Below are 21,049 nucleotides of genomic sequence, written 5' to 3' on the forward strand. Positions count from 1 at the left end.
AAGTCATCGGCTACTGGCGTGACATGCCGGCGGTGTCCTCAGCCGAAACGGCGCTGCCCACCGATCGTCCCCATCCCCCGGTGCCCTCGGGCGACCGGGCGGTACGGAGCCGGAGCATGGCGGCGGGCACGACGAGCGAGACCTGCCTCGCCGCCTTCTTCGCGCTCCTGCACCGCTACAGCGGCGCCGCCGACCTCACCGTCGGACACAGGGCGCTGCCGATCCAGGTCCACCTCGGCGACGCCCCGTCGTTCCGTGAGCTGGTGGCACGGGTGTCCGAGGCGCGGGCAGCCGCCGAGGAGCACCGGCTGCCGCTGTCCGTGCTCGTCGAGGAGCTGCGGCCCGAGACCACGCGCGCGGGCGGCCATTTCTTCAACACCGCCTTCGACACCGCTTCCGCGATCGCGCCCGGCACGGAGCCGTCCCCGGACGCCGAAGCCGGCCTCGGCACCTCCGTCGACGCCGGTGAGGCGGAGGAGCCGACGGGCCCGCTGGATCTGGCGCTGAGCATCGCGCCGGGCGCGGTCTGGGTGACATACCGTCAGGACCTCTTCGACGACACCACCGTCGACCGCCTGCTCGGCCACTACGAGACCTTGCTGGCCGACGGACTCGCCCGCCCGGACACGGCGGTCGCCGAGCTGGAGCTGACCACCGCGAGCGAGCGCCACCGGCTGCTCGTCGAGCGGAACGCCACCGAGCACTCCGTACCGGCCGCCACCTGGCCCGCCCTGTTCGCCGAGCAGGTCGAGCGGCATCCCGACACGGTCGCGCTGGTCTTCGAGGACGAGCGCTACACCTACGCCGAACTGGACGAGCGCGCCAACCGCCTCGCCCACGCGCTGATCGCCCGCGGAGCGGGCCCCGAGCGCGTCGTGGCCCTCGCCCTGCCCCGCTCGGCCGAACTGATCGTCGCCGAGGTCGCGGTGCTGAAGTCCGGCGCCGCGTATCTGCCCGTCGACCTCGACTATCCGGCCGACCGGATCGCGTACATGCTCGCCGACGCGGGACCCGTCTGCCTGCTGACGACGGCCGACTCCCTCGACAGCCTCCCGTCGGAGGACGGCGTCGCGCGGTTCGTCCTCGATCTCCCTCAGACCGAGGCGGAGTTGGCCGGGCGTCCCGCGCACGATCCCACCGACGCCGAGCGCGGCGGTGTGCTCGGCGTCCTGAACGCCGCGTATGTCATCTACACCTCCGGATCCACCGGCCGGCCCAAGGGCGTCGTCCTCTCCCACACCGGCGTCGCCAAGCTCGTCGCGACACAGAGCGAGCGCTTCGGTGTCGGGCCGGACAGCCGCGTACTGCAATTCGCCTCGCCCAGCTTCGACGTGGCCTTCTGGGACCTCTGCCTCGGTCTGCTCTCCGGCGGACGTCTGGTCGTCGTACCGAGCGAGCTGCGTGTGCCCGGCGCGGCCCTCGCGGACTACGCGAACGCGCACGGGATCACCTTCATGATCCTGCCGCCCGCCCTGCTGGCCGCGATGCCCGAGGACGCGCGACTGCCCGCCGCCGCCACGCTGCTGGCCGGGACCGAACGGGTCTCGCCCGAGCTGGTGAGCCGGTACGCGCGCACCCGGATGATGTTCAACGCCTACGGTCCGACCGAGGCCACCACCAACTCCACGCTGGGGCTGTGCGATCCCGACACCCCGGCCGGCGCGGCCGTCCCCATCGGTGTCCCCGACCCCGGTACCCGGGCCTATGTTCTCGACGCCCGCCTGAGGCCCGTCCCGGACGGTGTGCCCGGTGAGCTGTACCTCGCCGGCGCCGGACTCGCCCGCGGCTATCTCGGCAGGCCCGGCCTCACCGCCGAGCGCTTCGTCGCCGACCCCTTCGGCGCGCCCGGCGAGCGGCTCTACCGTACGAGCGACCTGGTCCGCTGGAGGGCCGACGGACGGCTGGAGTTCCTCGGCCGCGCCGACACCCAGATCAAGATCCGCGGTTTCCGTGTCGAGCCGGGCGAGATCGAGTCCGTACTGCGCGGACACCCGGCCGTCGACCAGGTCACGGTCGTCGCCCGCGAGGACCGGCCCGGCGAGCGCAGGCTCGCCGCGTACATCGTGCCCTCGCTCGACAGCGAGCCGGGCGACGAGGCCGCCCAGGTCGAGGAGTGGAAGGAGCTCCACGAACTGTTCTACGGCGCCGCCGGATCCGAGGGCCACGGCGAGGGCGCGTCCGTCCGCGAGAACTTCGCGGGCTGGAACAGCATGTACGACGGCACGCCCATCCCCGTCGAGGAGATGCGGGAGTGGCGCGACGCCACGATCGACCGTATCCGTGAAACGGGCACGCCCCGGAGAATTCTGGAGATCGGCGTCGGCAGCGGACTGATCCTCTCCCGCCTGGCGCCGGACTGCGAGGCGTACTGGGGTACGGACGTCTCGCACGAGGCGGTACGGGCGCTGCGCGCCCAGGTGGACGCGGTGCCGGGCCTGTCCTCCCGTGTGGAGCTGAGCGCCCGGCCGGCCCATGACACCGGCGGACTGCCGGAGGGCTTCTTCGACACCGTCGTCATCAACTCGGTGGCCCAGTACTTCCCGAGCGCGGACCATCTGTCGGACGTGCTGCGCAAGGTCACCGCGCTGCTGGCACCCGGCGGCAGGGTCTTCGTGGGCGACATACGCAATCTGCGGCTGCTGCGCACCCTGCGCGCCGCCGTGGAGAGCCGTCGGCCGGCCACGCCCGGCGAAGCGGACAAGACGGCGCTGCGGGCCGCGGTGGAGCGCTCGGTGAGCTGGGAGGGCGAACTGCTCCTGGACCCGGACTACTTCACCGATCTGCCGGGCCTGCCGCACTTCGAGGCGGACGTCCTCGTCAAGCGCGCCACCCGTCACAACGAACTGAGCCGCTATCGCTACGACGTGGTGCTGCGCCCACGGGCGACGGCACCGGCCGCCACCGAGCGCGAGGTCCGCTGGTCCGCGCTCGACGGACTCGCCGCGCTGGACGAGCTGCTCCTCACCCGGCCGGACCGGCTCCGTGTGACCGGTGTGCCCAACGGGCGTCTGGCGGAGGACCTTTCGGCGCTGCGCGCCCTGGAGGACAGCAGTACGCCCGCGCCCGACGGCATCGACCCCGAGGCGTTCCACACGCTCGCGGGCCGGCACGGCTACCGCTGCGCGGTCACCTGGAACGGGCACGCCGACGACGGCCGTCTCGATGTGGTCCTCGTCGGGGGCGAGGCGCCCGTCGGCGCGTCGTACCGGCCGGGCGGGACCTTCCCGTACGCCAACCGGCCCGCGCCCTTCCGTGACATCACCGCGCTGATGAGGACGCTGCGCGCCCATGCCGCCGAGCGGCTCCCGGAGTACATGGTGCCGTCGGCCTTCGTACCGCTCGACCGGCTGCCCGTCACACCCAGCGGAAAGCTCGACGAGAAGGCGCTGCCCGTACCGGACCACGGAGCCCTCAGCTCGGGCCGCGCGCCGCGCGACGCCCGTGAGGAACTGCTCTGCCGGCTGTACGCCGAGGTGCTCGGTCTGCGGTCGGTCACCATCGACGACGACTTCCTCGCGGTCGGCGGCGACAGCATCAACGCCATCCGGCTCCTGGTCCGGGCGCGCGAGGCGGGCATCGGGCTCACCACGCGGGACGTCTTCCGCCACCGAACGGTCGCCGCACTCGCGGCCGTCGCCGTCGAGCGCACGGAACTGGGACCGGCGGCTGCCGACGACGGTCCTCTTCTCGCCCTCACCGTGGACGAGATCGCGGAGATCCAGGGCGCCGAACCGCTGCTCGTCGAGGATCTGCTGCCGCTCACACCGCTCCAGCAGGGCTTCCTGTACCACGCCGTCGCCGGGGGCTCCGGATCCGGCGGCTCCGGCGCCGACGCGTACACCGTCCAGCAGATCATCGAGCTCGCCGGACCGGTGGACGGTGAGGCCCTGCGCGCGGCGGCACAGGGTCTGCTCGACCGTCACGCGCCACTGCGCGCGGCCTTCCGGCAGTACGGCACCGACGGCGCCGCCGCGCAGATCATCGCGCGCGGTCTCACCCTGCCCTGGCGCGAGGTCGATCTGTCGGGCCAGGGCGAGTCCGTCCGGGAATCGCTCGCCGAGGCCGTCGCCGCCGACGAACGGGCCCACCGCTTCGATCCGGCCCGTCCGCCGCTGCTGCGCTGCGCTCTCGTACGGTACGGTCCCGAGCGCGCCGCGCTGATTCTGACGTTCCATCACATCATCGCCGACGGCTGGTCTTTGCCGATCCTGCACGGCGAACTGATGGCCTCGTACGGTGGCGACGCCCCGGCCCTGCCCGAGGTCGCTCCCTACCGCGCCCATCTGCGGCGTCTGGCCGGTCTCGACCATGAGGCCGCCCGCGCGACCTGGCGTGCCGCGCTGGCCGGTCTGGACGAGCCGACCCGGCTGGTGCGGGCCCCGGCCGGCACCGGGCCGATCCGGCCCGGTCAGATCCGTGTCGAACTCTCCGAGCGGACCACCGCGCGGCTGGCCGCGCGGGCGCGTGAACTCGGCGTCACCCTCGGTACGGTCGTCCAGGGCGCCTGGGGCCTGCTGCTCGGCCGGCTCACCGGCCGGCAGGACGTGGTGTTCGGCACGACGGTCTCCGGACGTGACGGAGAGGTCGACGGCATCGAGTCGATGGTGGGCCTGTTCATCAACACCCTGCCGACGCGCTTGGTCTGGCGGCCCGACGACACGCTCGGGGCGCTGCTCGGCCGCCTTCAGGACGAGCAGGCCCGGCTGCTGAACCACCAGCACCTCGGCCTCGCGGAGATCCAGCGGATCGCGGGCCTCGCGGGCAGCGGCGAACTCTTCGACACACTGCTCGTGTTCGAGAACTATCCGGCCGACACCGATCCGCGCGACCCGTCCGGCACGATCCGTATCACCGGCCATGAGTTCCACGACGCCGTCCACTATCCGCTCGCCCTCGTCGTGAAGCCCGGCCGGCGGCTCGATCTGCGCCTCAAGCACCACACCGAGCGGCTGAGCGGCGACGCCGTGCGCGCCGTGGCCGGCCGGCTCTCGCTGATCCTGGAGACCCTCGCCGACGATCCCGCGCGGGAGCTGGCGGAGGCGGAGACCCAGCTCACCGGCGCCGAGCACGAGGTCCCTCCGGCCACGCTGTCCGCCGCCTTCGAGGACCGGGCGGCGCGTACGCCGGACGCGACGGCCGTCGTCCTCGGCGACGAGCGTCTGACCTACGCCGAACTGGACGCCCGCGCCGAATCCCTGGCGCGTCGGCTGCGTGCTCTGGGCGCCGGTCCCGACCGGATCGTCGGCGTCGCCGTTCCCCGCTCCACCGAGCTGATGGTCGCGCTCCTCGGTGTCCTCAAGTCCGGCGCCGCCTACCTCCCGCTCGATCCGGACCATCCCGCCGACCGGGTGGCCCGGATGCTGGCCGACTCCGGTGCCCGCACCGTTGTCACCGTCGCGGGTTCGGCCTCCCGGCTGCCGCGGACCGAGGGCCTCACGGCGCTCGTCCTGGACGCACCCGAAGCGGCTGACGAGGCGCGTGCCGAAGCCGCGCCCGGCGCCGTCGCGGACGGCCACCGCGCCGCCGGCCCCGACGACGCCGCGTATCTCATCTACACCTCCGGCTCCACGGGCCTTCCCAAGGGCGTCGTCGTCACCCATCGCGCCGTCCGCAACCGGCTCGCGTGGATGCAGGGGCGCTACGGCCTCCGGGCCGACGACCGGGTCCTCCAGAAGACACCGTCCAGCTTCGACGTGTCGGTGTGGGAGTTCTTCTGGCCGCTGACCGAGGGCGCGGCCGTCGTCCTCGCCAGGCCCGACGGACACCGCGACCCTTCCTATCTCGCCGCGCTCGTCCGCGAACAGGGCGTCACCACACTGCACTTCGTCCCGTCGATGCTCGAAGCGTTCCTCGGCTCGGAGGAGGTCACCGGCGATCCCGGCTGGGCCGCGACCCTGCGCCGTGTCTTCAGCAGCGGCGAGGCCCTCACCGCCTCCGCCGCGAGCCGCTGGCACACGCTCACCGGTGTGCCGCTGCACAATCTGTACGGTCCCACCGAGGCGGCCGTCGATGTCACCCATCACACCTACGACCCGGACGAACCGCTGGACGGCACGACCGTCCCCATCGGGCGGCCGGTCTGGAACACCGGACTGCGGGTGCTCGACGTCTGCCTGCGTCCGGTCCCGGCCGGCGTTGCCGGCGAGCTGTATCTCACCGGTGTGCAGCTGGCCCGCGGTTACCACGCCCGGCCCTCGCTGACCGCCGAGCGCTTCACGGCGGATCCGTACGGCCCGCCCGGCAGCCGGATGTACCGCACCGGCGACCTGGTACGGCGGCGCGCCGACGGCGGTGTCGAGTACCTCGGCCGCACCGACCGGCAGGTCAAACTGCGCGGCAACCGGATCGAACTCGGCGAGATCGAGGCGGCTCTCGTCCATCAGCCCTCCGTCGCCCAGGCCGTCGTCACCGTCCGTGAGAACTCCCTCGTCGCCCATGTCGTCGGCAGCGGCGACCAGGTGCCGGACGCCACCGCGCTCCGGGCCGCGCTCACCGCCACGCTGCCCGCGCCCGCGGTGCCCACCGCCTATGTCGTCCTCGACGCCCTGCCCCTGACACCGAGCGGCAAGCTCGACCGGGCGGCCCTGCCCGCTCCGCGCGTCGTACGGGCCGAGGCGCGCGCTCCGCGCGACGCACGCGAACGTGTCCTCACCGACATCTTCGCGGCCGTGCTCAAGCTGACGGACGTGTCCGTCGACGACGACTTCTTCCTGCTCGGCGGCGACAGCATCAGCTCCATCGGTGTGGCCGGCCGGGCCCGCCGCGCCGGACTGGACATCGGCCCTCGTGAGATCTTCGAGCACCGCACCCCGGCCGCCCTCGCCGCCGCCGCGACGCTCACGGCCGCACCCGGGCAGGCCCGGCCGGCCGGGCCCTCCCTCGTTCTCACCGCCGAGGAGACCGCCCGTGTGGAGCGGCTCGCTCCCGGCGGTGTCGAGGACATCTGGCCGCTCGCGCCGCTCCAGGAAGGGCTGTTCTTCCACTCCACCTACGACGAGAACGCCCTGGACGTCTACACCGTCCACGAGTCGTTCGACTTCGCGGGCCGGATCGACACCGTACGGCTGCGCGCCGCCGTACGGACACTGCTCGACCGACATCCGGCCCTGCGCGCCGGATTCACCAGCGAAGGGCTGCGCCGGCCGGTGCAGTTCATCGTCCGCGACCCGCGGATCCCGATCGAGGAGATCGACCTCACCGGTGTTCCCGCCGCCGAACAGGACGAGCGGCTGGGCGCGTTGATGGACGAGGAGCGCACCCGCCGCTTCGATCTCACCGAGCCGCTGCTCTTCCGTGTCCTGCTGATCCGCCTCGGTGAGGAGCGCGGCGACCGGCTGGTCATCGGCCGCCACCTCATCCTCTGGGACGGCTGGTCCGCCTGGCTCCTGCTCGACGAGCTCTTCGCCCTGTACGAGAACGGCGGCGATCCGGCCGGGCTGCCCCACCCGGGCTCGTACCGCGACTATCTGTCCTGGCTGGACCGGCAGGACACCGACGAGGCCACCCGCGCCTGGCACACCGCGCTCGACGGGCTGGAGGAGCCCACTCTGCTCGTGCCGGCCGCCGCCGACCGCGGGCTCGAACCCGTGGTCCCCGAGACCCTCGACACCGTACTGACCGGCGGGACGAGCGAGCGGCTGCGCGACACCGCCCGTCAGCACGGCCTGACACTCAACACCGTTCTGAACGCGGCCTGGGGACTGACGCTCGCGAGTGTCACCGGCCGTACCGACGTCGTCTTCGGCACGACCGTCGCGGGCCGGCCGAGCGAGGTCCCCGAGGTCGCGGGCGTCATCGGGATGTTCCTCAACACCGTGCCCGCGCGGATCGCCTTCGACCCCGCCGAGCCGGTCGTCGACCTGCTGCGGCGCGTGCAGGCCGAGCGGCTGGAACTGCTGCCGTACGAGTATCTGGGCCTCGGCGTCCTCCAGGCGGAGACCGGCCACCGCCGTCTCTTCGACACGCTGTTCGTCCTGCGCAACGCCGACACCGAGGACCGGCTGACCGAGCTGCGCGAGCGGCACGGAGCCACCGCCGTCGCCAATGTGGACGCCACCCACTACCCGGTGAACCTGGTCGTCACGCCGGGCCGGCGGATCCGTGTCACCCTCTCCCACCGTCCCGATGCGATCGGGAGCGGCCACGCGCAGGAGCTGCTCGACCGGTTCACCCTCCTGCTGGACCGGCTGACGGCCGATCCGGCCGCTCCCGTCGGCGCGCTCGACCCGCTGCTGCCCGCCGAACGCGAGGCCCTGGAGCGGGAGAACACCGCCACCAGGGAGCCCGTCCCGCACGAGACGGTCGCCGATCTGCTCGCGGCCCAGGCCGCCCGCACCCCCGGGGCGACGGCCCTCGTCTTCGGCGCGCGGACGCTCACCTACGCCGAACTCGACGCGCGCTGCGACCGGTTGGCCCGGCTGCTGATCTCGCGCGGCGCCGCGCCCGAGCGCGTGGTGGCGCTCGGACTGCCGCGCTCCCTCGACATGGTTGTCGCGCTCTTCGCCGTGCTGCGCACCGGCGCCGCCTATCTCCCGCTGGAACTCGACCATCCCGCCGACCGGCTCGCTGTGATGCTCGACGACGCGGAGCCGCTGCTCCTGCTCTCCACCGCCGAGGTCTCCGGCACGCTCGAAGGGGACGTCCCGCGCCTCCTGCTGGACGACCCGGCCGTCGAGGCGGAGCTCACCGCGCTGCCCGCGGGACCGGTGTGTGCCCGCTTCAGCCTGGAGCATCCCGCCTATGTCATCTACACCTCCGGCTCCACGGGGCGCCCGAAGGGCGTTGTCACGCCGTACCGCGGCCTGACGAACATGCGGCTCAACCATCAGAAGGAGATCTTCGGCCCGGCCATCGCCTCGGCGGGCGGCAGGCGCCTGCGCGTCGCGCACACCGTCTCCTTCGCCTTCGACATGTCGTGGGAGGAACTGCTCTGGCTCGTCGAGGGACATGAGGTCCACATCTGCGACGAAGAGCTGCGCCGCGACGCCGAGGCACTGGTGGCGTACTGCGAGAACCACCGGATCGACGTCGTCAACGTCACCCCGACCTACGCCCATCTCCTCATCGAGGAGGGGCTGCTGGAGGGACACCGGCCGCCGCTCGTCCTGCTCGGCGGCGAGGCCGTCACGGAGACCGTCTGGAACCGGCTGCGTGACACCGACGGCACATACGGCTACAACCTCTACGGGCCCACCGAATACACCATCAACACGCTCGGCGGCGGTACGGACGACAGTCCCACGCCGACCGTCGGCCGCCCGATCCGCGCCACCCGGGCACATGTCCTGGACGCCTGGCTCCGGCCGCTGCCGGACGGCGTTCCCGGCGAGCTGTACATCGCGGGTGCCGGTCTGGCGCGCGGCTATCTCGGCCGGCCCGGGCTGACCGCCGAGCGCTTCGTGGCCGATCCGTTCGGTGAGCCCGGTGAGCGGATGTACCGTACGGGCGATCTCGTACGGCGGCGGCCGGACGGCAATCTGGACTTCCTGGGCCGCACCGACGACCAGGTCAAGATACGCGGACACCGAGTCGAACTCGGCGAGATCGAGACCGCGCTCACCCAGCACCCGAGGGTCGCGCAGGCCGCCGTCATCGCGCGTGACGACCCGTCGGCGCCGGGGACCCAGCGCCTGGTCGCCCATGTCGTCCCGGCCGAACTCGACGGCGACAGGCGGGCGGAGGCCGAGCGCGAGCAGATCGGTGAGTGGCAGGAGATCTACTCCGCCGAGTACACCGAGATCAGCACCGCCGTCCTCACCGAGGACTTCGCCGGCTGGGACAGCTCGTACGACGGCACACCGATCCCGCTGGAGCACATGCGCGAGTGGCGGGCCGCCACGGTCGAGCGGATCGGTGAACTGCGGCCACGGAGGATCCTGGAGATCGGCGTCGGCTCGGGGCTGCTGCTGTCACAGCTCGCTCCGACGGCCGAGGCCTACTGGGCCACCGACTTCGCCGAGCCCGTCATCCGCAAGATCGGCGAGGATCTGCGCCAGGATCCCGAGCTCGTGGCCAAGGTCGAGCTGCGGGTACGGCCCGCCCACGACCTCGGCGGACTTCCCACCGGGTTCTTCGACACCGTCGTGATCAACTCGGTGATCCAGTACTTCCCGAGCGTCGACCATCTGACCGGTGTCATCAACGGCGCGATGGACCTGCTGGCCCCGGGCGGTGCCCTGTTCGTGGGTGATGTGCGAAACCTCCGGCTGGCTCGTGCCTTCCAGGGCGCGATCCAGCTCACCAGGGCCGAGAAGGGCGCGGATCCGGCGACCGTGCGGCGGGCCGTGGACCGAGGTATGGCGCTGGAGAAGGAACTCCTCGTCGACCCGGACTACTTCACCACGCTGGGCTTCGACGTCGACCTGCGGACCAAGGCGGGACGCCACCAGAACGAACTGACGCGCCACCGCTACGACGTCGTCCTCCACCGGGGCGGCGGCGAGGCCCTGGAGCTCGCCGACGCCCCGGTGACCGACTGGGCGGGTCACGAGGCCCTGGCCGCACTCCTCGAGGAGCGGCGTCCCGAGCGGCTGCGCGTGGCCGGCGTGCCCGACGCCCGTACGCTCGGCGAACTGGCCGCCCTGCGCTCCCTGGACGAGGGCCGCCCGCACGGCCCCGCGGAGGAGGGCGTCGAGCCCGACGCCCTGCGCGCGCTGGGCTCCCGCCTCGGCTACCGCGTACTCACCACATGGTCCGCTCGACTCGGTGCGTACGAGGCCGTGTTGATCCGGGACGCGGCCCCCGGCGGCGACACCGAGACCGGCCCCGGCGCCGAGACCGCCCTCGCCACCGGGGGCGGCGCGGGCAGCGGCGCGGGCACCGGCACTGGATTCCGGCCGACCACCGGTCTCTACCGCCCCGCGAACGGAGTCGCGCCGTACGCCAACGCGCCCACCACCGTGCGCGATGCGAACGCGCTCGTACGCCAGCTTCGCGAGGACCTCAAGGAGCGGCTGCCCGACTACATGGTGCCCGCCGCCTTCAGTGTCCTGCCCCGGCTGCCGATGAACGACAACGGAAAGCTCGACGTACGGGCGCTGCCCGAGCCCGAGCCGGCCGTGGCGCGGGGGTCGGGGCGCGGTCCGCGTACCGCGCAGGAGGAGATCCTGTGCCGCCTGTTCGCCGACGTACTCGGTCTGCCCGGAGTGGGCGCCGAGGACAACTTCTTCGATCTCGGCGGCCATTCCCTGCTCGCCACCCGGCTCATCAGCCGCGCCCGCAACGAACTGGGCGCCGAACTCGCCATCCGTGATCTCTTCGAGGCCCCGACGCCGGAGCTGCTCGCGGACCGGACCGGCGGCGCCCGGCCCGCGCGACCGGCCCTGGTGCCCGGGGCGGAGCGGCCGGGGCGGCTGCCGCTCTCGGCCGCGCAGCGCCGGCTGTGGCTGGTGCGGCGCATCACCGAGGACGACGGTGTCGCGTACAACTTCCCGCTGGTCTTCCGGCTGCGCGGCACGCTCGACCTGGCCGCGCTCCGGGCCGCGCTGCGCGATGTCACGGCGCGCCACGAGGCGCTCCGTACCCGCTTCGAGGAGCACGAGGGCGAGCCGTACCAGCGGATCGTCCCGGCCGAGGAGGCCGATCCCTCGTTCACCGTGACCGACTGCGCCGAAGAGGACCTTCCCGCGCGCGTCGAGGAGGCCCAGCGCCGCCCGTTCGACCTGGGCACCGAACTGCCCGTGCGGGCCGAGGTGCTGCGGCTCGGTCCCGCCGACCAGGTGGTGGCCCTCGTACTGCACCACATCACCACCGACGAGTGGTCGGACCGCCCCTTCCTCGCCGATCTCGGCTTCGCCTACACGGCTCGGGCCGCCGGCCGGGCGCCGGAGTGGGAGCGGGATCTTCCCGTACAGTACGCCGACTACACGCTCTGGCAGAACCGCCTTCTGGACGAGGTGGGGGAGCGGCAGCTCGCCCACTGGACCGAGACCCTGCGCGACCTGCCCGAGAAACTGGAACTGCCGCTGGACCGCGAACGGCCGGACCGGTTCACCGGCCGCGCGGGAGTGGTACGGGCGGAGCTCCCGGCCGCCACCGGCACCGCCCTGCGTGAGCTGTCCGGTGCCCAGGGCGTCAGCCTGTTCATGCTCTTCCAGGCCGCCACCGCCACGCTGCTGCACCGGCTCGGCGCGGGTGACGACATCCCGCTCGGCGCGCCCATAGCGGGCCGTACGGACTCCGCCCTGGACGATCTCGTCGGCTTCTTCGTCAACACCCTGGTCCTGCGCACCGATCTGTCGGGCGATCCGGCCTTCACCGAACTGCTCTCCCGGGTGCGGGAATCGGCCCTGGCGGCCTTCGAGCACCAGGACCTGCCCTTCGACCGCGTCGTGGAGGCCGTCAACCCGGCCCGCGCGGCGGGCCGCAATCCGCTGTTCCAGGTCATGATCGGCTACCACCACCGTCCCGACGGAGATCCGGATCTCTTCGGCCTGGACACCGAGTGGTTCGAGATGGACACCGGCATGGCCAAATTCGATCTGGACTTCACGTTCGTCGATCACGGAGACGACCGGCCCCTGACCCTGCTTCTGGAGTACGCCGCGGACCTGGTCGATCCACGGACCGCGGAGGCGCTGACCGAGCGGCTCGTGGCACTGCTGGGACAGGTGGCACGGAACCCCGGGCAGCCCGTGGGGGCGCTGCGGATCCTCACCGACGCCGAGGCACGGGCGGCGCTGACGACCTGGAACGACACCGGCCGGCCGGTCGAGGCCCGTACGGTCCCGGAACTGTTCGCCGCGGCCGTGCGCGCGAGGCCGGACGCCACCGCCCTGGTCACCTCCGGCGGCCGGCTGACCTTCGCCCAGCTGGCGGCACGGGCCGGGGACATCACGCGTGCGCTGCTGCGCCGGGGAGCCGCTCCCGAGACGGTGATCGGTCTGGCGCTGCCCCGCGACGAGATGGTCCCCGCGATCCTCGGTGTGCTCGCGTCGGGCGCCGCGTATCTGCCGCTCGATCCCGAATACCCGGCGCACCGCCTGGAGTTCATGCTCGCCGACGCGGCGCCCAGGTGCGTGCTCACGACCGCCGCCCTCGCGCCGAAGCTGCCGGACGGGCATGAGCTCGTCCTGCTGGAGAGCCTCCGGGAGGAGCCCCGGGAACCCCTTCAGGAGCAGGAGCAGGAGCGCCACGGGACCGGCCTCGCGCCCGATCCCGCGTCGGCCGCGTACATCATCTTCACCTCCGGCTCCACCGGCGTCCCCAAGGGCGTGGTCGGCACCCACCGCGGTCTCGGCAACCTCTTCGGCTCGCACCGCCGGGACCTGATCGAGCCCGCCGAGCGCGCCGCCGAGCGGTCCGGCCGGCGCCTCGGCGGCCGGTCCGGCCTGCGCGCCCTGCACGCCGCCTCGTTCAGCTTCGACGGCTCCTGGGAGCCGATGCTGTGGCTGCTGGCGGGCCATGAACTGCATGTCGTGGACGAGGCCACCATGACCGATCCGGCCGCGCTGCTCGACCGTCTGGTGACCGGACGGATGGACTTCGTCGATGTCACACCGACATATCTGCGCGAGCTGACCCACCACGGGTTCCTCGAACCCGGCGGTCATGTGCCCGGGGTCCTCGCGGTCGGCGGCGAGGCCACCGCGCCCGCGGTGTGGGAGCGGCTCCGCGCACTGCCCGGCACGGCGGTCCACGATCTGTACGGACCCACCGAGTGCGCCGTCGACGCCTACGGCTGGCACGGCGAGGCCGACGGCCGCACCTGGGCCGCGCCGCTCGCCAACACCCGCGCCCATGTCCTGGACGCGGCGCTCCGGCCGGTTCCGGTCGGCGTCAGCGGTGAGCTCCATCTCGCGGGAGAGGGCCTGGCCCGCGGCTATCTGAACCGGCCCGCGCTGACCGCGGAACGCTTCGTCGCCGATCCTTTCGGGCCTCCCGGCAGCAGGATGTACCGCACCGGTGACCTCGTCCGCCGCCGCGCCGACGGCACCCTGCAGTTCCTGGGCCGGGCGGACGACCAGGTCAAGCTGCGCGGGCTGCGTATCGAGCTCGGCGAGACCGAGTCCCTTCTCGGCGCGCATCCCGCGGTGGCCACGGCCGCCGTGGTCGTACGGGAGGACACACCGGGCGCGCCCCGGCTGGTCGCCTACGCCGTACCCGCGCCCGGACACACTCCGGACCCGGAGGAGCTGCGGGCGCACACCGCCGCGGCGCTGCCCGCGTACATGGTCCCGGCGGCCTTCGTCGTCCTGGAGGCGTTGCCGCGCACCGTCAGCGGAAAGCTCGACCGCGCCGCCCTTCCCGCCCCGGACCTCACCGCGGGCCCGGCCGGCCGGCGTCCGCGCACTCCGGCCGAGGAGATCCTCTGCGAGCAGTTCGCCGAGGTGCTCGGTGTCGAAAGGGTCGGTGTCGACGACGACTTCTTCGCGCTCGGCGGCCACTCGCTCCTGGCGATGCGGCTGGTGGCGAAGGTCCGTGCCGCGCTCGGCGCGCATCTCTCCCTGCGCACGGTCTTCGACGCCCCGACCGTGGCCCGGCTGGCCACGGCCCTGGCCGGGGAGGCGGCCGGGCACCGGCCCGCGCTCACCGTGCTCACCGCCGACGAGCGGCCGGAGAGGCTGCCCCTGTCGTCCGCGCAGCAGCGGCTCTGGGTGCTCCACCAGGTCGAGGGCCCCACCCCCACGTACAACATCCCGTCCGCCTGGCGGCTCTTCGGCGCGCTCGACACCGACGCGCTGCGCGCCGCCGTGGGCGATCTGGCGGAGCGGCACGAGACACTGCGCACGGTGTTCCCGGACGAGGCAGGCACGTCCCACCAGCGGATCCTGCGCCAGGGCGAGTACGAGATTCCGGTGGAGGTCGTTCCCGCGGACGAGCGGAGCCTCGCCGGACTGCTGGCCGGCGCGGCGTCGTACGGATTCGCGCTGGACCGTGAACCTCCGCTGCGGGTGGGGGTGTTCCGGCTGGCCGAGGACGAACATGTCCTGCTGGTCCTGGTGCACCACATCGCCGGCGACGAATGGTCCGAGCAGGCCCTGACCCGGGATCTGGCCACCGCCTACGCCGCCCGCGCGGCCGGCCGCGCGCCGGACTGGGCGCCTCTGCCCGTGCAGTACGCCGACTACACCCTGTGGCAGCGGGCCGTGCTGGGCGACGAGAAGGACCCGGACAGCCTGGCGTTCCGCCAGCTCGCGTACTGGAAGGAGGCCCTGTCCGGTCTTCCCGAGGAGCTGGCACTGCCCACCGACCGGCCGCGCCCGGCGGAGAGCGGCTACGGCGGCGGCTCCGTCGACCTGTCCTTCGGCCCGGAGCTGGCGGGCTCCCTGCGCGAGCTGGCGCGCGGCGCCGGCGTCAGTATGTTCATGCTGATGCAGTCCGCCGTGGCGGCCCTGCTGACCAGGCTCGGAGCCGGTACGACCATTCCCGTCGGCAGCCCGATCGCCGGCCGCCCGGACGAGGCGCTGGAGGATCTGGTCGGCTTCTTCCTCAACACACTGGTCCTGCGTACGGACACCTCCGGCGATCCGGCCTTCCGTGAACTGCTGGCCCGGGTCAGGGACGCCGACCTCGCCGCCTACGACCATCAGGACGTGCCCTTCGAGCGGGTGGTGGAGGCGCTCAACCCGCCGCGCTCACTGGCCCGCCATCCGCTGTTCCAGGTGATGGTCGTCTATCTCGCGGCGGGACCGGCCGGACCGGCGCTGCCGGGGCTCGTCTCACGCGAGCAGGAGGTCGGCCAGGCCACCGCCAAGTTCGATCTCTCCTTCGACTTCGTGGAGCGCGCCGACGGCGACGGCGTCCACGGCGTGCTCGAATACAGCACCGACCTGTACGACCGGGCCACCGCCGAGGCGATCGCGGAGCGCCTGCACCGGGTGCTGCGCGCGGTGGCCGCGGATCCGGACCTGTCCATCGGCCGGATCGACATCCTGGGCGAGGACGAGCGCGAGCGGGTACTGACGCGGTGGAACGCGCGTGGGCTGTCCGCCGCACCGACCACCGTGCCCGCGCTGTTCGAGCGGCAGGTGCGGCGCACCCCCGACGCTCCCGCCGTCGCTTCCGACGGCGTCGAACTGACCTACGCCGAACTCAACGCGGGCGCCAACCGGCTGGCCCGGCTGCTGGCCGGGCGAGGAGCCGGACCCGAGCGGATCGTCGCACTCGCGCTGCCCCGCACCGCCCACACCCTGCTGGCGATCCTGGCCGTGCAGAAGGCGGGCGCCGCGTATCTGCCGCTCGATCCCGACGTCCCGGCCGCGCGCACGGCCGACATGCTGGCCGACGCGCGTCCCGTACTGACCCTGACCACCGGCGCACTCGCGCCGCTGCTGCCGGACTCCGACGTGCCGGTGCTGGTGCTCGACGCGCCGGAGACCGTGGCGGCGCTCGCCGCCCACGACACCCGGGACGTGACGGATCCGGACCGCACGGAGGCGCTGACACCCCGTCATCCCGCCTATGTGATCTACACGTCCGGATCCACCGGGCGCCCTAAGGGCGTCGTGATCACCCATGAGACCGTCGGCAATCTCTTCCACAGCCACCGGGAGACGCTGTACGAACGGGCTGTCGCGCTCACCGGCCGGCAGCGGCTACGGGCAGGACACGCCTGGTCGTTCTCCTTCGACGCGTCCTGGCAGCCTCAGTTGTGGCTGCTGGACGGGCACTGTGTGCATGTGGTGTCCGAGGAGACACGGCGCGATCCCGAACTGCTCGCGGCGGCCGTCGTGGAGCACGGTTTCGACTTCCTCGAAGTGACCCCGTCGTTCTTCGCGCAGATGGCCGACACCGGGCTTCTCGCGGACGGCGCCCGTCCCCTCGCCGTGATCGGCGTCGGCGGTGAGGCCGTACCGCAGGCACTGTGGGAGAGGCTGCGCGGGCTGCGCGGCACCGAGGCGTTCAATCTGTACGGGCCCACCGAGTCGACCGTCGACGCACTGGTCGCGCGGGTGCGTGACAGCGACCGGCCCCTGGTCGGCCGTCCGGTGGCGGGCACACGGGCCCATGTGCTCGACGGCTTCCTGCGGCCCGTGCCGCCGGGAGTGCCCGGCGAACTGTATCTGGCGGGCGGCGGTCTGGCCCGTGGCTATCTGAACCGGCCCGCGCTGACCGCCGAACGCTTCGTCGCCGATCCGTTCGGCCCTCCCGGCTCCCGGCTCTACCGTACGGGCGACCTCGCCCGCTGGACGGCGGACGGAACGCTGGACTATCTGGGGCGGGCCGACGACCAGGTCAAGATCCGTGGATTCCGTGTCGAACTGGCGGAGATCGAGGACGTACTGGCCGCTCGTCCGGAGACCGGACAGGTCGTGGTGACGGCCCGTCAGGACGGGCCGCGCAAGCAGCTGGTGGCCTATGTGGTGCCGGCCGCAGGGCAGTCGCCGGACGCGGACGGACTGCGCGCGCATGTCGCGCGGCATCTGCCGGACTACATGGTCCCGGCGGCGGTGGTCCTTCTGGACCGCCTTCCGGAGCTCGCCAACGGCAAGCTCGACCGCAAGGCGCTGCCCGCGCCCGACTTCACGGCGCTCTCGTCGGGACGCGCGCCGCGTACGCCCCAGGAGCGGGTCCTCTGCGGTGTCTTCGGCGAGGTCCTGGGGCTGGAACGGGTCGGCGTGGACGACGACTTCTTCACGCTCGGCGGTGACAGCATCATGGCGATGCGCCTGGTCGGCCGGGCGCGGGCGGCGGGCGTACGGATCACCCCGCGCCTGGTCTTCCGGCATCGCACGGTGGCCGGTCTGTGCGCCGTCGCCGGCGAACGGACCGCGGCGGCACCGGGCGCGGTCACGTACGACGGCACCGGCAGCGTCCCGCTGACACCGGTCATGCACTGGCTGCGGGAACTGGGCGGTCCCTTCAAGGGCTACCACCAGGCGGCGCTCGTCCGGACCCCGGCGGCGCTGGACCGCGCGAAGCTGGTGAGCGTGATACGGGCGCTCGCGGACCGGCACGACATGCTGCGGGCACGACTGGTACGGACCGACCGGGACGACTGGTCCCTGGAGGTCCCGCCGGCGGGCACGGCCGACGTCGAGACCTGGATCGAACGGGTCGACGTCGCGGACATGGACGAGGGCGCCCTGCGCCAGTCGGTCTCGGAACGGGCCCGCGCGGCACGGGAGGCACTCGACCCGGAGACCGGCGAGGGAGTCAAGGCCGTGTGGTTCGACGCGGGAGACCGGCCGGGCCGACTGCTGCTGATGGCCCATCATCTGCTGGTCGACGGTGTCTCCTGGCGCGTGCTGCTGCCCGATCTGGCGGCGGCGTGGCAGGACGTCTCCGAGGGCCGTACGGCCGAACTCGCCCCGGTCGAGACGTCGTTCAGGCACTGGGCGCGCCGGCTCACCGAGCTGGCCCAGGAGCCGTCCCGTGAGGCCGAACTGCCCTTGTGGACAGCCGTGCTCGACGGCGCGGATCCCCTCCCGTGGATCCGCCCGCTGGTCCCGGAACGCGACACGGCGGGCACCGTGGAGGAGCTCGAGCTGCGGCTCGATCCGGAGCGCACCGGCCCACTGCTGTCCACCGTGCCCGCCGTCCTCGGCGCAAGTGTCAACGACGTCCTGCTGACAGGGCTCGGGCTGGCCCTGGCCGACTGGCTGCGACGCCGGGGCGGGAGCGCGAGCGGCGGCGTGCTGGTCGATCTGGAGGGCCACGGCCGCGAGGAGGAGCTGACCGGCGACGCCGATCTGTCCCGTACCGTCGGCTGGTTCACCAGCGTCTTCCCGGTCCGGCTCGACCCGGGACCGGTCGATCTGGCCGACGCGCTCGCCGGTGGCCCGGCCGTCGACGAGGCACTGCGGCGGGTGAGGGAACACCTCGCCTCACTGCCCGCGGGCGGCGTCGGCTACGGCATGCTGCGCCATCTCAACCCCCGTACGGCGCCGGTTCTCGCCGCGCTGGAGGCACCGCGGATCGAGTTCAACTACCTGGGCCGCTTCGACATACCCGAGGCGACCGACTGGTCGTACGCGCCGGAGGAGGAGGCGGCGGACATCGGTTCGGAACCGGCGATGCGGGAGGGCCACGCACTGGGCATCAATGTCGTCACGGAGGACCGTCCCGACGGACCGGTCCTGGCCGCCCATTGGTCCTGGCCGGCGGCCGTGCTGGAGGAGAAGGACGTCAGGGACCTCGCGCGGACCTGGTTCCGGGCGCTGGAAGCGCTGGTGGCGCGGGCCGCCGCGCCCGTCGAGGAGAAATGAGAGAGAGAACATGAGCAGCAATCCGTTCGAGAACCCGGAAGGCGTCTACTCGGTCCTGGTCAACGACGAGGGACAGCACAGCCTGTGGCCGGACTTCGTGGACATCCCGGCGGGCTGGACGCGTGTCCATGGTCCGGGGGAGCGCCAGGGATGCCTGGACTACATCGAGTCCCACTGGACGGATCTGCGTCCCAGGAGCCTCCAGCAGCCGTGAACCGACGGGCCGGCCCCCGGCGCACAGCGCCGGGGGCCGGCGGCGGCCGGAGGAGCGGCGGCCGGGGGAGGACGGCACGAAGGGCCCGGACCGAGACAGGTCCGGGCCCTTCGCCTGCCGGGCGCCGCCGCTACGAGGCCGGCTGCTCCACCTTGGTCGCGGGGTCTCCGTCCACCGCCGCCGCGAGCATCGGCGCCAGCCGGTCCATCGCGTACGGCAGGCTCAGTACCGTGCCCATGGACAGCGCGTTCCCGAAGTCACTCGTCTCGTCGACGAAGACCTCGCGGCCCTGCTTCACCACGTCCAGGTCGCCGTACGTCGGGTCCTTGTGCAGCTTCTCCGCGTTCTTGGTGACGTCCTCCACGAACCACACCGCCACCTTCTGATTCAGCAGATCCGTGCGCTCCTTGCTGATGTTCGCGCCGAACTTGTCACCGATCGCCTTGTCGAGTCCGGTCGGCAGGGCGAATCCGTACGACGTCAGCAGCCGTGACCGCGGGTCCTGGCTGCCGAAGACGAACATGCCCTCGTACGGTGTGGCCATCACGCCCGACGCGCCGTCGAACGCCGGATTCTCCTCACGGGCCTGTGCGAACTTCGCCTCCACCCCGTCGATCAGCTTCTTCGCCTCCGCCTCCTTGCCGAGCGCCCTGCCTATCGTCTCGGTCTGGAGTTCCCAGGGGATGCCGTAGTCGTTGTACTGCTTCGGCTGGGCGAGGACCGGCGCGAACTTCGAGAGCGTCGTGTACTGCTCCTTGGTCAGACCGGAGTACAGCGCGATGATCAGATCCGGCTTGAGCGCGGCGATCCGCTCGGTCTGCGGGCCGGTGCCGGTGTCCTTGAGCAGGGTGGGAGTCGCGCCGCCGTCCAGCTCGGCCGTGGCCCAGGGCCCCAGGGCGCCCTTGTACGCGCCCAGCCATTCGGTCGTGCCGACCGGGACCTTGCCCAGGGCCAGCACGGCGTCCTGGTCGGTGAGGCCGACCGTGACGATCCGCTGGGGCTCGGAATCGACCGTCGTACTGCCGAACTTGTGGGCGATCGTGACGGGATACGATCCGGCCGCCGCCGTGCCGTCGCCCTGTCGCGCCGAGCCGGGTTTCGCGCCCGCGTCCGAATCGGAACCACCGCACGCGGCGACGGTGGCGAACAGCAGGAGTACGGACGCGGACGCGGCGGCGAGCCGGTCGGCGCGGGGAGTGCGGGCCATCAAGGGGTCCTTCGTGTCCGGTGCTTCTCTGGTGGGTGGATGCGGGGGGGTTCCAAGGTCATGGCGCGGTGTCACGACGCCGGGTGAGGGCACCGGGTCAGGGCGCCCGGTCCGGGCGCGCTGTCACGGTGCTGTGTCGCGGCTGTACGACCACGCCTCCCACAGAGCCGCGTACGGTCCGCCCGCCGCGCGCAGTTCGTCGTGCGTGCCGCACTCCACGATCCGTCCGGCGTCCATGACCACGATCCGGTCCGCGCTCGCGGCCTGGGTCAGACGGTGGGCGACGATCAGAGCCGTACGGCCGTCCACCGCGCGGGCGGCGGCCTTCTCCAGGGCGCGCGCGCCGGCGCTGCCCGCTTCCGCGGTGGCCTCGTCGAGGATCACGACCGGCGGGTCGGCCAGCACCAGCCGCGCCAGGGCGAGCTGCTGCGACTGCGCGCCGGTGAGCCGGTGCCCGCCCTCGCCGACGACCGTGGCCAG

4 protein-coding genes are annotated in these 21,049 nt (G+C 72.7%); 2 read left to right on the forward strand and 2 right to left on the reverse strand.

Translation table 11 applies throughout. The features are described 5' to 3' along the window. Positions 1 to 23: 23 nt before the first annotated feature. On the forward strand, positions 24 to 19,148 hold the full coding sequence (locus tag BFF77_RS18625) for an amino acid adenylation domain-containing protein (protein WP_425424389.1): 19,125 nt from the start codon (positions 24 to 26) through the stop codon (positions 19,146 to 19,148). 10 nt (positions 19,149 to 19,158) lie between these two features. Then, on the forward strand, positions 19,159 to 19,362 hold the full coding sequence (locus BFF77_RS18630; RefSeq protein ID WP_066951019.1) for an MbtH family protein: 204 nt from the start codon (positions 19,159 to 19,161) through the stop codon (positions 19,360 to 19,362). Between the two features lie 130 nt (positions 19,363 to 19,492). Here the strand turns inward: BFF77_RS18630 and BFF77_RS18635 are convergent, their stop codons facing one another. Then, entirely contained in the window at positions 19,493 to 20,569 is a 1,077-nt protein-coding gene (locus BFF77_RS18635; RefSeq protein ID WP_066951021.1) for an iron-siderophore ABC transporter substrate-binding protein, read from the reverse strand. Positions 20,570 to 20,692: 123 nt separating this feature from the next. Beyond that, positions 20,693 to 21,049, reverse strand: a 357-nt coding sequence (locus BFF77_RS18640; protein WP_141698460.1) for an ATP-binding cassette domain-containing protein, incomplete at its 5' end; no start/stop codon positions are given.

The sequence above is a fragment of the Streptomyces lushanensis genome (assembly GCF_001700515.1).
GTDB lineage: Bacteria > Actinomycetota > Actinomycetes > Streptomycetales > Streptomycetaceae > Streptomyces > Streptomyces lushanensis.